Here is a 14,456-nt window from a genome sequence, read left to right as displayed (position 1 = left end):
GCGGCTGGCTTTTCAACCGCGTAGACGATCACCGTAGTAGAGGACGGGTGGCGCGGTGCAACTGGCAGGGGTTTTCCGCGTGGCGCGCGGCGGGTTTCAGCTCGGCGGCAGCACGCAGAACTCGTTGCCCGCCGGGTCGGCGCACACCACCCACGGCAGTGCCGGGTCGGCGTCGACCACGCGCGCGCCGAGGCCGGTGAGCCGTGCCACCTCCTCGTCCCGGTCGCCGTCGGCGGCGAGGTCGAGGTGCAGCCGGTTCTTGGCCTGCTTCGGCTCCGTGACGGGCTGTAGCACGAGCATCGGACCGGCGCCCCTCAACTCGGTGTACTCGACCCCTTTCGGGTCTTTCCAGCGGCGTTCGACGCGGTACCCCAGTGCCGTGCACCAGAAGTCCTCCACGACGCTGACCAGCTTGGACGGGCAGTCGACGGCGATGGCGAGGATGTGTGCGGTCATGCCGTCGGAGTTTCCCCGTTCGGGCGACGGGTATCCGTCGGGGGACGGAGAAGTCCCGACGAGAGGAACGGTCATGGGGACCGACGACAAGGTCAGCAACAAGGCCGAGGAACTCAAGGGCCGGGCGAAGGAAGCGGTCGGCGACGCCACCGACAACGAGCAGTGGCAGGCCGAGGGCCGCGCCGAGAAGGCCAAGGGCTCGCTGAAGCAGGCGGGGGAGAAGGTCAAGGACGCCTTCCGTGGCGACGACCGCTAGTCGCACCGGCGCCTCCAGCGCCGCCGAGTTCGTGCCCGAGGGCGCGGACTTGGCGGCGCTGCGCCGTGCCGCGGCCGGGTGCCGCGGCTGCGAGCTGTACAAGCCGGCCACGCAGACCGTGTTCGGCGCGGGGCCGGGCGACGCCGGGTTGGTGCTCGTGGGCGAGCAGCCCGGCGACGTGGAGGACCGGCGGGGCGAGCCGTTCGTCGGGCCGGCGGGCCGACTGCTCGACAAGGCGCTGGACGAGGCCGACCTGGCCCGTGAGGGCGTCTACCTGACCAACGCGGTGAAGCACTTCAAGTTCGTGCCCGCCGAGCGCGGGAAGCGGCGCATCCACAAGACGCCGTCGCGCGGCGAGGTGGTGGCCTGCCTGCCGTGGCTGCACGCCGAGTTGGCGCAGGTCCGGCCCACGTTGGTGGTGTGCCTGGGCGCGACGGCGGCCAAGGCGGTGCTGGGCAGCGCGTTCAAGGTCAGCGAACGCCGTGGCCGGGTCGAGCGGGTCGAGGACTACGACGTGATCGCGACCGTGCACCCGTCGGCGGTGCTCCGCGCCCCCGACCGCGACGAGGCGTACCGGGGCTTCCTCGCCGACCTGAAGGTCGTGCGCGCCCACCTGGGCTGAGTGCCGGTGCCGACGTGCCGGTGCCGACGTGCCGGGGAAAGTGAAACGGCCCCCTGACCGCTTCCCGCACCAGGTGCGGGCCGAGCTGGACTGGGCTCGGGGTCACGGGGGCCGGGTGGCTGCCTGGGATTCGCCCAGACCACCTGGGAAAGGTCGGTCCTAGCGGACAGCCACCTCACGACGAGTCCTATAGCTATTCAACTTCGGACCACCTCCTTCCTCGTGTGCCACGAACCTATGCGAGGGCGCGCGACGCGTGCAACGGATATTCGGGCTCGGCCGGGGCGTGCAGCGCGGCGTCCGATTCCCGCCGGACTGGAATGCGCCGGCGCGACACGATCGTGGCATGAACTTCGAAGGCAAGGTCGCCCTGGTCACGGGCGGCAGCAGGGGTATCGGCGCGGCGACCGCGGTGCGGTTGGCGGAGTTGGGCGCGGACGTCGCGATCACCTACCGGACCAGTCCGGGTGACGTGGTCGACCGGGTGAAGGAGTTGGGGCGGCGGGTAGTGGCCGTGCGGGCGGACAGCGGTGACGCCGACGCGGTGGTCGCGGCGGTGGAGGAGACCGTCGCGGTGCTGGGGCGGTTGGACGTGCTGGTGAACAACGCGGGCGAGTTCATCGTCGGGCCGGTGGAGGAGCTGGGGGTGGCCGAGTTCGACCGGACGTTCGACGTGAACGTGCGGGCGGCGTTCGTGGCGGTCAAGGCGGCGCTGCCGCACCTCGGCGACGGCGGTCGGGTGATCGCCATCGGCAGCAACGTGTCCGAGCGGGCGGTGTTCCCCGGGTTCTCGCTGTACGCGGCGTCGAAGGCGGCGTTGGTGGGGATGACGAAGGCGTTGGCGCGGGAGTTGGGGCCGCGGGGGATCACGGTGAACCTGGTGCACCCCGGTGCGACGGACACCGCCTCGAACCCGGCGGACGGCGCCGGTTCCGACGTCGTGCGCGGGTTCACGGCGGTGGGGCGTTACGCGGAGCCGTCGGAGATCGCGGCGGCGGTGGCGTTCCTCGCGTCCGAGGAGGCGCGTTACGTGACGGGCGCGCAGTTGCACGTCGACGGCGGCTTCACCGTCTGACAGCCGGGAGTCCTGCGTTCAGGCGCACCCCGGAGTCGACGCTCGGCGCAGGGTCGGCGGGCGTCGAACCCGGGGTGCGTGGACGCAGGACTCCCGCGTGCCGGGACTTCTGCGGTCGTTAGCTCGCGTTCACGTCGATGCAGGCGTAGAACGCGTTGGAGGTGTCGCCGATGTTCCAGATGGCGAGCACCGTCTGACGGCCGGACGCGCCCAGGTTCACCGTGTGCGACACGGTGGCCGGGGGTTGCTGCATGCCGCCGTCGACGAAGCCGACCCGCCTGCCGCTGACGTAGTACTCGTAGTTCGCGGTGCGGTGCCGTGCGGTGAAGGTCCAGGTGAAGGTGACGGTCCGGCCGGTGTTCGCGACCTGCCAGCCCTTGCTGTTGTCGTTCAGCTCGGCGAACCGGGCGACGCCGCCGTTGCAGCTGCGCAGGCCCTTCGGGCCTTCGACGCTCTGCGGCTCCCACTTGATGTCGCCGCACGAGACGACGCCTCGGGCGCACTGCGCCTGACGGCTGGCCGGTGACGACACGTACCCGTGCGCGTACGCGGGCGCCGAGGGCAGGGCGACCGTCACGAGGGGCGCGGCGAGCACGCCTGCCGCCACCGCGGCGATCCTTCGGCGGAGTGACATGTGGACTCCTCTGATCGGATGGGCGGAAACGCTTGTGGCGAACGCCAACCCGAGTGCGCTGGGTGGAGCGTTCACCCAAACGCGGCGGCAGGTCTAGACCATACTCTCTGTGATTGCCCGATGACAACCGTCAACCGCGCACGGACTGGGCGGGTTGTCCTGTCCGGGCGAACATGCGGCTGTGTCGGATCCGGTGGGGTCAGGAGACGGCCGAGTCGAGGACGTCGGCGAGTTCGGCGGGTGCCGAGAGCATCGGCCAATGCCCTGTGGGCAGGTCGAAGCGTCGCCAGGGCGGCTGGTTCAGGAAGGCCAGCATCGGGATCCCGGCATCGAGCAGGGCCTTGAAGTCGTGGCAGGCGATCAGGACGCGGTCCACTCGGGGACCAGGGTCGGCGGCCTCGCCGAGGCGCTGGGTGAAGGTGCCGAACGGCTGAGGAGTGGCGCACCCGAGCAGGCGCTCCCGCCGGCCTTCGTCGAGCCCGTCGAGGCTGCTGGACATGCCGAGAACGTCGATCGGCGGCATCGCCAGCCGCCACCCGTCCCCGAAGGCGGTGACCTGCTCGCGCAGCTGGTCGGCGACCTGCGGCGGCATGAGGTCGAGCATGCACATTCCCGCCGCGAACGGGGCGCTGTCGACGTACGCCACGCGCTCCAGCCGATCGTCGAGACGTCCTGCGGCCCCGGTGACCGGGGCGGCCGCGTAGCTGTGGGCCACCAGCGTGACGTCGCGCAGGTCCTGCCCTTCGACAAGATCGGTGAGGTCGCCGATGTGGGTGTCCAGATCCGTCTGGGGACCGCCCAGGTCGGCCCGGTCGGCCAGGCCCGTCAGCGTCACCGCCACCGCGGTGTGGCCGCGCTCCCGCAGTAGGCGAGCAGTCTCGTCCCAAGCCCACGCCCCGAGCCAGGCGCCGGGAACCAATACGAAAGTAGCCATGTGATCTCCCTGAAGTGCGATGTCCGCGGGAGCGTAAGGTCGATACAGGACAGAATCTGCCCTGAAACGGTCGGTGATCCATGTCGCATCCGCTCACTCGCGTGCTGACGCTGCTGGAGCTCCTCCAGTCCCACGTCCGACTCACCGGAACCGAGCTGGCCGACCGCCTCGGCACCGATGTCCGCACAGTGCGCCGCTACACCGCGCACCTCCGGGACCTCGGTATCCCGGTGGAAGCAGAACGCGGCCGCCACGGCGGCTACCGACTGGCCCGCGGATACCGGATGCCACCCCTGGTCCTCACCAACGACGAGGCACTGGCCGTCGTCCTGGGCCTGGTCGCCGCGGAACGCGTCGGCATCGGCACCACAGTGGCCACCACAGGCGCGCTGGCGAAGATCGAGCGGGTACTGCCGCAGACACTGCGCGAACCGCTCAACGCGATCCGCGAATCCGTCGCGTTCACCGCCAACGCCGTGATCGGGCAGGCTCCGGGCACCGGCATCCTGCTCGCCCTGGCCCAAGCCACCCGCACCAGCACCGCGGTCAGCATCAGCTACCAGTCGTGGCGCCGGCAGCACACCGAACGCGAAGTCGACCCCTACGGCGTGGTCTTCCACAGCGGCCGCTGGTACCTCGTCGGCCACGACCACCTCCGAGGCACCCTGCGAACCTTCCGCATCGACCGCATCACGTCCGTCGCCCCCCAGGCCCGCGACTTCACCGCCCCGGACAGCTTCGACGCCGCCGCCCACCTGGCCTCGGCCCTGGCGCAAGTGCCCTACCACTGGCAAGTCGAGGTGACCATCCACGGACCCATCGACGCCATCGCCCGCCGACTGCCTCGCTCGGCGGCAACCCTCACCGCGAACACCACCGGCGTCCTCATGCGCGCCCGAGCGGAACGACTGGACGGCATGGCTCACCTGCTCGCCTCCCTCCAATGGCCCTTCACCATCCACCAACCCGACGAGCTGCGGCACGCTCTCAAGACGTTGGCTGACCAGCTCGCCGAAGCAGCACAACGAGAACCGGCAGAACCGCAGCCGTAACTCGGCGCCAACGCTCGCTGGGACAACCGCACAGGACAGCGGGTGTCCTGTCCGCGCGGCGTACGAGTGACAGCGGCCCGTTCGACCGCCCTGCCCGCCGGTCGTGCACGACGATCGAGCGCCCGGGCCAGGGGGCCCGGATCGCAGAGGGGAGAACGAGACATGGGTGGCAAGGGGAAGAGACTCGCCCGCGCGCTGGTCGCCGTCGTGATGGGAGCCCTGATGGTGGTCCCGCCGGCAGGTGTCGCGAACGCGGCACCCACCCGCAACGGGGTGTGCGAGGTAGGCGAGTTCTGCCTGTACTACCTCTCCTATGGCTGGGCCACGGGCTCGGCGGTGTCGGACCACACCACATCCATCCCGGAGTACGGTTCCAGCCAGCCCACCTGTTGGGAGTTCAAGGGCACCGGCACCGGTAGTGGCGTGTGCGTCAAGCAGGAGGCGGTGTCGGCCTGGAACCGCAGGTCCGGAACCGTCCGCCTCTACATCCTCCCGGGCTGTGAGGGAGAGCAGCGGTGGGTCATCCAACCGGGACAGCAAGTCCCGGATCTGGGCGTCCACGCCAACCGGAACCAGTCGCACAGCGTGGCGTCGTCAGGAACGTGCTGACCGACCGCCATCCGGGAGGTCGCCCGTTCGGCGAACCGCGGTTCGGGACCGGCTTTCGGGTCGAAGGTAGACGATCTGCCAGTCCGCACGGTCAGGGCGGACAGCGGCACCCATGTCGAGCCGGCCGCCGATCGCGCGGCGGGTGGTCTTCCCGGCGTCCACCGGGAAGACCACCCGCACCCCCGGAGCGGCGGCGTCAGCAGCGCCGGTGGTTCCGCACCGCCCACCGCGCGACGCTTTCACCGATGACGGTCTGGGGGACGAAGTACTCCAAGGGGCCCTTGACCGTCACGTACGGGTGCCAGGCGCCCGCGTCGTAGAACCACGCGTCCGCGCAGTAGCCGCCGGCGCCGACGTAGAAGGACAGGGCGCGGCTCCAGTAGAGCGGACTGCCGTCCGTGCGCCGGTGAGCCGGCAGGAGCGCCTGGTAGGAACCGGCGACGTTGTCCTTCGACACCCCGATCGAGATGGAGGTCTCGTTGCTGATGTAGCTGATCAACTGCAGCGGCGCGACGGTGGAACCGGCGGCCGGGACCGGGCCGCCCGCGTCCACCGCGTCGGCGGTCGGCGCGGCGCTCGCGGGTGCGACCAGTGAGATCGCGGCGACCACCGACAGGAACAGCACCGCCAGGCCCCGCGCCAGGATGTTCGTCTTCCTCATCGTGCCCCTCTCCTCGTCCTCTGACGTGTCGCCCGCGGTCCGGACGGCACGTCGGCGATCGTGCGGGGCCGTTCGGGTGAATTGCCCGTGATTCCCCACAATGCGCTGCTCAGCGCGATAGCCATGCACCGCCGAGCGGTTGCACGGGGGAGGAGCGGCGGATGGCGGAGTTCCGCCTTCTTGGCGCGGTGTTCGCGCTCGTGGACGGCGAACCGGTCGACCTCGGGCCGGCTCGACAGCGGTGCGTGCTGGCGGCGCTGGCGGTGGACGCGGGCCAGGTGGTCTCGGTCGACCGGCTGATCCACCGGGTGTGGGGCGAGCAGCCGCCGCTGCGGGCCCGCGAAACGCTGGTGAACTACGTGTCCAGGTTGCGCCAGGTGCTGGCCGCGAGCACCGCGCCCCTCGTGCGGCGCTCGGGCGGCTACGTCCTGGCGGTCGCACCGTCGACGGTCGACCTGCACCGCTTCCGCGACCTCCGCGCACGCGCCCGCGCCGAGGACGACCGCCGGGCGGCGGAACTGCTCGGGGAAGCCCTGGGGCTGTGGCGCGGGGACGCCATGACCGGTCTGGTCGGCGACTGGTCCGAGGGTGAACGCGACCGCCTGCACCGGGAACGCCTCGACGCCGAGTGCGACCTGGCCGACGTGCTGCTGCGGCTCGGGCGCGGGGACGACTTGGTGGCGGGGCTGACCACGCGCGTCGCCGAACACCCGCTGGACGAACGGATCGCCGGCCAGTACCTGCTGGCCCTGCACCAAGCGGGCCGCACGTCCGACGCCTTGGAGCACTACCGGCTGCTGCGGGAGCGGCTGGTCGCCGAGTTGGGTGCAGACCCCGGACCACCGCTGCGGGGTCTGCACCTGCGGATCCTGGCCGCAGACCCCGAGCTGCCCGGTCCTGCGTTACCCGGCGCTTTACCCGGTCCTGCGTTACCCGGCCCAATCCCGCCCGGCCCCACACCGTCCGGCCCGCCCCTGTCCGGAACAGCGGCGGGAACCAGCGGGACGCGGGAGACACCGCACCAACTCCCCGCCGCGCCCGCGCTGTTCACCGGTCGCACCGCCGAGCTGGTCGAGCTCGACCTCGCGCTCGCCGACCTCGGGACGGCCGTGACCTGCGTGATCAGCGGCTCCGGCGGCATCGGCAAGTCCTGGCTGGCCCTCACCTGGGCCCACCGAAACCTGCACCGCTTCCCCGACGGGCAGCTGCACGTCGACCTCGGCGGCTTCGGCCCCGGTGACCCCAAGCAGGTGACCGACGTCCTCGCGGACTTCCTGACCGCCCTGGGTGTGGACCGCGACCACCACCCGCGCGACCTCGACGCCCTCGCCGCGCTCTACCGCACCCGGAGCACCGGCAAGCGCCTGCTCGTCCTGCTGGACAACGCCGCCACGTCCGAGCAGGTCGTCCCCCTCCTGCCCGGTGGGAGCGCCTGCACCGTCCTGGTCACGAGCCGGCACCGGCTGCCCGCGCTGCTCACCCGGCACAGCGCCCGTCCCGTCCGGCTCGACGTGCTGTCCGAGACGGAGGCCCGCGCCCTGGTCCACGCCGCCCTCGGCGACGTCCGCGCCACGACCGAACGGGCGGTGACCGAGCTGATCGGCCTGTGCGGCGGGTTCCCGTTGGCGCTCGGCCTGGTCGCCGCGCACATCCGCACCGACCCCGAACTGCTGGACGACCTCGTCACCGAGCTGCGCGAGCTGGGTCCGGGCGCCCTGGACTCCGACGACCCGGCGGTCAGCCTCCCCGCCGTCCTGTCCTGGTCCCTGCGCCACCTCACCGAACGGCAGCGCACCACCTTCGGCCTGCTGGGCACCGCCTTCGGCCCCGACGTCGACCCGCCCGCCGCCGCGGCCCTGACCGGACTGCCCGTCCGCGACACCCGCGCCGCGCTGCGCGCGCTCGTCGACGCGTCCCTGCTCACCCGCGCACCCGGCGACCGCTACGCCATGCACGACCTGATCCGCGCCTACGCGGCCTCCACCGCCCGTGACGAATCACCGGAGCGAGCGCGCCAGGCCGCCCTGGAACGGCTCGTGGACTTCTACCGGCACACCGCCCACGCCGCCGCCCAGCTCCTGAACACCAACCGCCTCCCGATCCGGCTCGACCCGCCCGCACCCGGTTCCCACCCCCGCCCGCTGCGGGACCGCCCGGCGGCCACGGCCTGGCTGGACGCCCACCGGCCACACCTGTCGGCCGCCCAGCGAACCGCCGCCTCCCTCGGCCACCACGGTGCCGTGTGGCACCTGGCCTGGGCCGCGAGCAAGTTCTACCGGCAGCGCGGGCACCGCCATGACGACCTGACCGCGTGGCAGGCCGCCGTCGACGCCGCCGACCACCTGCCCGATCCCACCGCGGGCATCCTCGCCCACCGACTGCTCGGCTTCGCCCACGCCAACCTCGATCGGCACGAACACGCTGCCGCACACCTGCGCCGGGCACTCACCCTCGCCGAACACCACCACGACCGCGTCCAACAGGCCCACACGCACCACGTCCTCTCCCGCGCTCTAGAGCGACGCGGAGACCTTCACGAAGCCTTGGAACACGCCTGCCGCGCCTTGTCCCTCTACCGGGACCTCGGCGAGTCCTTGCGCGAAGCCCTCCTGCTCAACGCGGTGGGGTGGTACACCGCCCGCCTGGGCGACCACGACACCGCTCGCGAGCACTGCCGCACCGCCCTCGACCTGCACCGGCGCCACCACAACGCCGAGGGCGAGGCGTACAGCCAGGACGCCTTGGGGTACATCGAGCACCACGCCGGCCACCACCACGAGGCCATCGACCACTACCAGCGGGCCATCCCGCTCTTCCGCGAGCTCGGCAACACCGCCGAGGTCGCCCACAACCTCGACAACCTGGGCCACCCCCAGACCGCCGTCGGTCTGCGCGAACAAGCCCGCGCGTCCTGGCAGGAGGCCCTGGAGCTCTACCGGCAACAGGGCCGCACCGCCGACGCCGACCGCGTCCAGCAGCAACTCGACGAGCTCGACCGGTCGAGCTCCACCGACAGCGCGACCGGCAGAGACGAACTGCGGATCCGGTTCGCGTGAGGTCGAGAGCGCACCACGGCACAGCGGCTCGGCCGCAAGGCGCAGCTCACCGATGTGGGACGGGAGATCGCGAGCACCCCCGGAACCGGCCAGACCTTCAGTTCCACCACTTCCGCACCGGCCGGGCGGGCGAGTGCCTCGGTGGCCGGGGGCAGCGGCAGCGCTGTGCCGCCCTGGACGAACTCCCACCGCCAACCACGCGCCTGGACCAGGTCGAACACCGCTTGCCAGTCCTCCACCGACGCATCCAGGACGAACACGTCGGGAAGCGACCCCATCAGGTCGGGATCGAAGAAGCTCCAGACCTCGTCCCAGTGAAGATCCGACATGCGGCCATGGTGCCTGGCGGGTGACGCGGTCGCGGTCCACTTGCGTTGGCCGCGGCCTCGGGTGGCACCTGATCGTGGTGGCGGCCTGCCGGTCCGGGGCTCAGCCGGTTCGCGTCGATCCCGGGTGCGACTCCGGCTCGGGCTCCGGCCACGACTCCGGCGCCGGGCCGAACGCGCGCCGGGCGGCTCGGACGGCCAGGGCTGCGAGGGCGGCGTTGGCACCGCCGCCGATCACCGCGCCGATGCCGAACGGGGCCACCCGGCCGAGCACGATGATCCCCTGCTTGGTGCCGTACTTGGTGATGAAGTTCTTGCCCAGGACGCTCCCTCGAGTCGTCACGTCCGCGCCCAGTCTCGCACCCGGCCGTCGCGTTCGGCCCCCGCGGCGACTCCGGCGCGGCGGGACGGCTCGTGATGTTGGTTTCGCGATCTTGCGCGCTCCGGTCGGGGCGCGCGACGGTTGATCCACCACACCTCCGGTGACGGGGGAGTGGCCGCTCTCCGCCGGTCTCCTCCCGCAGCAGCGCTGCCGCGGGGCTCGTCGCGACAGCCCGCGATGGTCGCGTCCGCTGTTGAGAGGAGGTCGTCGAGGTGGTCGTTCCTTCGAGGCGGACGGCTCGGTCGAAACCGCTGGTGCGCACCGCTCGGGTCCGCACCGCGCTTCGCCGGGTCGCGCGGTGGCGTCGCAACCGGGCGCCGAGGATCTGGAAGGTGGTGCGCGTCGCCCTCTTGGTCCTGGAGGGCGTCGTGGCGCCGCTGAAGGGAGAAGCGGCCCTCGCCATCACGGCGAGGGCGCTCCTCGTGGTGGGTGACGCGATCGTCGACGCTGGCAGGCACGAGCGATCGTGAAACCCGGGGTCCGGCCGTCGCGAGGCGGCCGGACCTCCTCCCTCACAGGGAACAGCACCGATCGGCGCAAGCCAAGACGTGCCTTCGCGTCACTACCGTGAGGGCGACACGAAAGTCGTTTCGTTCCGGCGAATCGGGAGGGGGACTCCTCGGTGACGACACCGACCTGCCAAGTCTGCGGCGGGCCCCTGTCCTCCTCGACCGAGACCGGCCGCCCGCGCAAGTTCTGCTCGGACCGGTGCCGCTCGCGCGCCCACCGCGCCCGCAAGCACGAGACCGAACGAGCCACCGCACGCCTGGCCCGGCAGTGCGACGTCGAGGTCGCCGGGCACCGGTGCGAGCGGGCCGCGGCGTTCCTGCTCGCGGTGGACGGGCGGCAGCTGAAGGTCTGCCCCGCGTGCCGGGAACTCGCGCTGGCCTTCCTGGTCGGCCAGGGCGCTTCCGTGACGGCGGTGGAGACCCGGCCCATCGCCGACGCGAACCCCGAACCGGCGCGGACCGCTCCCCACCCCTCCGGTCGGGGGAAGGTGCTGCTCATCGAGGACGACGACCGCGTGTCCGAGGCGCTGATCGGGGCCCTGCAACGCAGGGGGTACGAGGTCGTGCCGGCCCGCGACGGCCGGACGGGGCTGCGCGAGGCGATCACGCAGCGCCCCGACGTGGTGCTGCTCGACCTGGGCCTGCCCGACATGGACGGCATCACGTTGCTGCGCAAGCTCCGCGCCGCGAGCGACATCCCGGTGATCGTCGTGACCGCACGCGGCGACGTCGACGACATCGCCCTCGGTCTCGACACCGGCGCCGACGACTACCTCGTCAAGCCCTACGACTTGGGTGAGCTCGTGGCCCGCATGCGCCGGGCCATGCGACAGCGGGCCGCCCCGGCCGAGAAGGTCTACGACGACGGGGTCCTCCGCGTGGACTTCAGGCTGCCGGAGGTTCGCGTCGGCGGCGTCGAGGCGACGTGCTCGCCCCGCGAGCTCCGACTGCTCGAGATCCTGGTCCGGTCGGCGGGCTCGGTGCAGTCGATCGACGCGATCGTCGCGCACGTGTGGGGGGATTCCTGGGCGACCGTCCCCCTGAAGCGCAACCTGGCGGTCGTGATGGCCATGCTGCGCTCGAAGCTCGCGGCCGCGGGCCTCGACCCCACCGCGATCGTCACCGCGCACGGCCTCGGTTACTACTACCAACCACCGAACCGGCCCGCGCGGCCGGCGTCGGGCCCGCGGATCGGCTACAGCCACGCCGAGCGGCTCCTGAACCCGCCGGACAAGCAGCCGCCGGGGCGCCCGGACGTGCCCGACTAAACCCGTTGGCGGGCCACGGCGACCACTGCTACCGTGCCGGCGGCCGTGCGAGAGACCGAGGAGGTGGTACCCGTGAACGAGTCGACATGGGTGCTCCCCTCCGGGGTCACGGTCGGGCGGTAGGTCGTCCGGGAGCGCCGTTCCGCGAGCACTCCCGAAAGGCACGACCATGCGGTTCACGTCCGAACAGCGCTTCGCCGACGGCGTCCTCGAGCGCGAGTTCACCCTCGGCGGGATCCCCGGCATCCTGTGGACGCCCGGATCCGCCTCCGCACCGTCCCCGTTGATCCTGCTCGGCCACCCGGGCGGGCTGGCCCGGATGTACCCGCGACTGGTGTCCCGGGCCCGGCACGCCGCGGCGGAGGGCTTCGCCACGGCCACCATCGAGCTGCCCGGAGGCGGTGACCGGCCCCGTTTCGCCGCCGTCGAAGAAGCGCGCGCCGACCTGCGCCGGGCGCTGGAGGCCGGTACGCCGGTCGACGACGGGATCGTCGACCGGCTCGTCCTCCCGCTGGTCGACCAGGCGGTCCCGGAGTGGCGGGCCGCGCTGGACGCCCTCCTGCCGCTGCCCGGGATCGGCGGCCCGGTCGGGTACTCGGGAGGGGTGATCTCCATCGGCGTCCGGCTGGCGGTGGTCGAGCCGCGCCTCGCGGCCGCGCTGCTGTTCGCCGGGAGTTACGTGCCCCGCAAGGTGTTCGAGGAGGCCCGGCAGATCTCCATCCCGCTGCAGGTCCTGCTCCAGTGGGACGACGAGGGCAACGACCGGCAGCAGGCCCTGGACCTGTTCGACGCCTTCGGCTCCGCGGAGAAGACGCTGCACGCCAACATGGGCGGGCACACCGGCGTGCCCGGGTTCGAGGGGGACGACGGGAACCGGTTCTTCGCCCGGCACCTGAAGTGAGGCCGGGGCGGTAGGGGCTCTCCTGGCGAAGGGCCTGGGCGGTCCAGGGCGGGGACCGCCTCGGTGATCGTGCCGGCGTGGAACCGCCCTGGCCGCCGTCAGCTGGACGGTCGGGTCCGGGAAGCCCGCCACATCGTGTGCTCCCGGCTCACCGCTTCCTCCGCGTCGGCCACCTCGCTGGCCCACGACGGCTCGTCCTCCACCAGCTCCAACCGGCTGCGCACGATCGCGAGCTCGTTGGCGGCGAACGTGTAGGCGCGGGCCAGCGTGGACAGCTGGCGCAGGCTGATCCACGCCGTGCCCGCCGCGATCACCGCCGCCACCACGCCCGCCAGGTCGAACCGCACCGCGCCGACCGCCTTGCCCAGCGCCGCGCAGATGCCGATCACCTCGATCGACAGCAACCCGGCCCGCCACCACCCGGCCAGCCGCTCGTTGCGCGCCGCCTTGGCCGTGTACCAGCGCTGCTGGTCGGCGACGCGCGCCTCCAGGTAGGCGACCTTGCGCTCGGCGAACGGCGCCGCCCGCAGCGCCCTCATCCCCTCGGTGACGACGGGCCGCTGCGACGGCCGGATGCTCGTCGTCGGCGCGTCCTCCAGCAGCTTGTGCATCTGCTGGATGAACCGGCGCTCGGTCTCGGCCTCGCCGCCCGCCTCGCCGCCCGCCTTGTCGAACGGCAGGCCGCCGACGCTGAACTTCCACGCCAGGCTCTTCGCCGACTCGGCCAGCGCCCGGCCGTCGTACCAGCGGTCCTCGGGGCGCGCGGCCTTCAGGTTCAGCTCGGTGACCGACACCGCGGCCAACGCGATCGCGGTGCCGATCGCGGCCACGTCGACCCGACCGAGGACGAACGGCACCGCGCCGGTCGCGGCGGCGGCCACCGCGAGCAGCAGCCGCAGCCGGACCCCGCGGACGTAGCGGTGCTGGCCGTCCAGCGACGCGCTGTCCGCCGCCTCGAACAAGCCGGGCAGGTCGTCGTGGCCCAAGCCCTTCGCCGTCATCGCTCCCCCTCCGGTCGGAAGACCCGTTCGACGTGCGCGCGCAGCTCGTCGGGGCCGAGCACGGTGGTCAACGGCGAGGTGGCGATCGCGGTGGACCGCTCGTCCGCGCCCTCGGCGATGGCGTCCGCGGTCCGACCGCTGCCGCGCAGCACGACCAGCGGCCGGTTGCGGCCCAGGCTGTGCTCGGCGTCGTCGAACGTGATCGGCCCGCCGTTGACCAGCACGGTCAGCGACGGCTCCGGTCCGGCGACCACGTCCGCCACCTCGGCCAGCCACGGCGACTCGTCACCCCACGCGCCACCGGGCACCAGCACCAGGTGGGTGTGGTTCGGCTCGAACGCGTCCAGGTCCACCGCCACCTCCGCGGCCACCCCGATCAGCGGGAACCGCCCACCCGCCGCCGCACGCGCCCGACCGACCGCCCGCATGACGCCGACGTCCGTGCCGCCGTCCACCACCACCGCGCCGCACGCGTCGAGCAGCGGCACCAACCCGCGCAGCACCACCCCCAACGCCTCCAGCCCGTCCCGCTCCATCCCGGCGGCGCCACCGACCAGCACCAGCACCGGCCGGCCGACGGGCAACCCGGCACCACCCAACTCCGCCTTCGACCCGACCCGCACCCTGTCCACGATCGGCGACCGTACCGGCGCACGCGCCACCGCACCTCGTTTCACCCCCACGCCTCTCCCACCCGGCCGCGGCCCGACCCGA

The 14,456-nt window shown here is 72.4% G+C and carries 16 protein-coding genes; 9 read left to right on the top strand and 7 right to left on the bottom strand.

Annotation, left to right across the window (positions count from 1 at the left end):
- Window positions 1-96: 96 nt before the first annotated feature.
- Window positions 97-456: a VOC family protein gene (locus AB0I91_RS23885; protein ID WP_499613873.1), complete on the bottom strand. Its 360-nt coding sequence runs from the start codon at window positions 454-456 to the stop codon at window positions 97-99.
- 73 nt (window positions 457-529) lie between these two features.
- On the opposite strand from AB0I91_RS23885, the gene AB0I91_RS23880 reads away from it, so the two are divergent.
- From AB0I91_RS23880 to AB0I91_RS23870, 3 genes are all read left to right on the top strand, one after another.
- On the top strand, window positions 530-712 hold the full coding sequence (locus AB0I91_RS23880) for a CsbD family protein (RefSeq protein ID WP_053719160.1): 183 nt from the start codon (window positions 530-532) through the stop codon (window positions 710-712).
- Window positions 696-1,334, top strand: coding sequence for a UdgX family uracil-DNA binding protein (locus AB0I91_RS23875; RefSeq protein ID WP_499638876.1), 639 nt, complete (start codon window positions 696-698; stop codon window positions 1,332-1,334). The genes AB0I91_RS23880 and AB0I91_RS23875 overlap by 17 nt, the downstream gene beginning before the upstream one ends.
- Window positions 1,335-1,680: 346 nt before the next feature.
- Entirely contained in the window at window positions 1,681-2,409 is a 729-nt protein-coding gene (locus AB0I91_RS23870; RefSeq protein WP_498785835.1) for an SDR family NAD(P)-dependent oxidoreductase, read from the top strand.
- 118 nt (window positions 2,410-2,527) lie between these two features.
- Here the strand turns inward: AB0I91_RS23870 and AB0I91_RS23865 are convergent, their stop codons facing one another.
- Both AB0I91_RS23865 and AB0I91_RS23860 read right to left on the bottom strand, forming a co-directional pair.
- Window positions 2,528-3,043 carry a lytic polysaccharide monooxygenase auxiliary activity family 9 protein gene (locus AB0I91_RS23865; protein WP_498785837.1) on the bottom strand — a complete coding sequence of 172 codons (516 nt, stop codon included), beginning with the start codon at window positions 3,041-3,043 and terminating at the stop codon, window positions 2,528-2,530.
- Window positions 3,044-3,242: 199 nt separating this feature from the next.
- A complete protein-coding gene (locus AB0I91_RS23860) occupies window positions 3,243-3,977 on the bottom strand; it encodes an alpha/beta fold hydrolase (RefSeq protein ID WP_499638874.1) in 735 nt (244 codons plus the stop codon).
- A gap of 101 nt (window positions 3,978-4,078) precedes the next feature.
- On the opposite strand from AB0I91_RS23860, the gene AB0I91_RS23855 reads away from it, so the two are divergent.
- Together AB0I91_RS23855 and AB0I91_RS23850 are read left to right on the top strand one after the other, a co-directional pair.
- Window positions 4,079-5,029, top strand: coding sequence for a helix-turn-helix transcriptional regulator (locus AB0I91_RS23855; protein WP_499638872.1), 951 nt, complete (start codon window positions 4,079-4,081; stop codon window positions 5,027-5,029).
- A gap of 162 nt (window positions 5,030-5,191) precedes the next feature.
- Window positions 5,192-5,638 (top strand): peptidase inhibitor family I36 protein, encoded by a 447-nt coding sequence (locus tag AB0I91_RS23850; RefSeq protein ID WP_498785843.1) that lies wholly within the window; start codon window positions 5,192-5,194, stop codon window positions 5,636-5,638.
- A gap of 196 nt (window positions 5,639-5,834) precedes the next feature.
- On the opposite strand, the gene AB0I91_RS23845 is transcribed toward AB0I91_RS23850, so the two are convergent.
- Window positions 5,835-6,299, bottom strand: coding sequence for a hypothetical protein (locus tag AB0I91_RS23845; RefSeq protein ID WP_498785845.1), 465 nt, complete (start codon window positions 6,297-6,299; stop codon window positions 5,835-5,837).
- 161 nt (window positions 6,300-6,460) lie between these two features.
- Here AB0I91_RS23845 and AB0I91_RS23840 point away from each other — a divergent pair, with 161 nt between their 5' ends.
- Window positions 6,461-9,355 (top strand): AfsR/SARP family transcriptional regulator, encoded by a 2,895-nt coding sequence (locus AB0I91_RS23840; RefSeq protein ID WP_499638870.1) that lies wholly within the window; start codon window positions 6,461-6,463, stop codon window positions 9,353-9,355.
- A gap of 429 nt (window positions 9,356-9,784) precedes the next feature.
- Here AB0I91_RS23840 and AB0I91_RS23835 read toward each other — a convergent pair whose 3' ends face one another.
- Complete coding sequence (locus AB0I91_RS23835) at window positions 9,785-10,024, bottom strand: hypothetical protein (RefSeq protein ID WP_498785850.1); 240 nt, start codon at window positions 10,022-10,024, stop codon at window positions 9,785-9,787.
- Window positions 10,025-10,398: 374 nt separating this feature from the next.
- Between AB0I91_RS23835 and AB0I91_RS23830 the strand changes: the two genes are divergently transcribed.
- The 3 genes from AB0I91_RS23830 to AB0I91_RS23820 all read left to right on the top strand — a co-directional run bounded on the left by AB0I91_RS23830 (window position 10,399) and on the right by AB0I91_RS23820 (window position 12,741).
- The gene (locus AB0I91_RS23830; protein ID WP_498785852.1) at window positions 10,399-10,533 is read left to right on the top strand and encodes a hypothetical protein; all 135 of its coding nucleotides are present in this window, start codon (window positions 10,399-10,401) and stop codon (window positions 10,531-10,533) included.
- Window positions 10,534-10,685: 152 nt separating this feature from the next.
- Window positions 10,686-11,840 (top strand): response regulator, encoded by a 1,155-nt coding sequence (locus tag AB0I91_RS23825; protein ID WP_499638868.1) that lies wholly within the window; start codon window positions 10,686-10,688, stop codon window positions 11,838-11,840.
- 169 nt (window positions 11,841-12,009) lie between these two features.
- Window positions 12,010-12,741, top strand: a complete 732-nt coding sequence (locus tag AB0I91_RS23820) for a dienelactone hydrolase family protein (protein ID WP_499638866.1) — start codon at window positions 12,010-12,012, stop codon at window positions 12,739-12,741.
- Window positions 12,742-12,839: 98 nt separating this feature from the next.
- Here AB0I91_RS23820 and AB0I91_RS23815 read toward each other — a convergent pair whose 3' ends face one another.
- Entirely contained in the window at window positions 12,840-13,742 is a 903-nt protein-coding gene (locus AB0I91_RS23815) for a DUF4231 domain-containing protein (protein ID WP_498785858.1), read from the bottom strand.
- Window positions 13,739-14,374: a hypothetical protein gene (locus AB0I91_RS23810; protein ID WP_499613897.1), complete on the bottom strand. Its 636-nt coding sequence runs from the start codon at window positions 14,372-14,374 to the stop codon at window positions 13,739-13,741. Before AB0I91_RS23810 ends, AB0I91_RS23815 begins: the two co-directional genes overlap by 4 nt.
- Window positions 14,375-14,456: the final 82 nt, after the last annotated feature.

This window comes from Actinosynnema sp. NPDC049800 (genome assembly GCF_040656635.1).
Taxonomy (GTDB): Bacteria; Actinomycetota; Actinomycetes; order Mycobacteriales; family Pseudonocardiaceae; genus Actinosynnema.
Note: the sequence above shows the minus strand (reverse complement) of the source record. Positions and strands in the feature narration are given on the sequence as shown.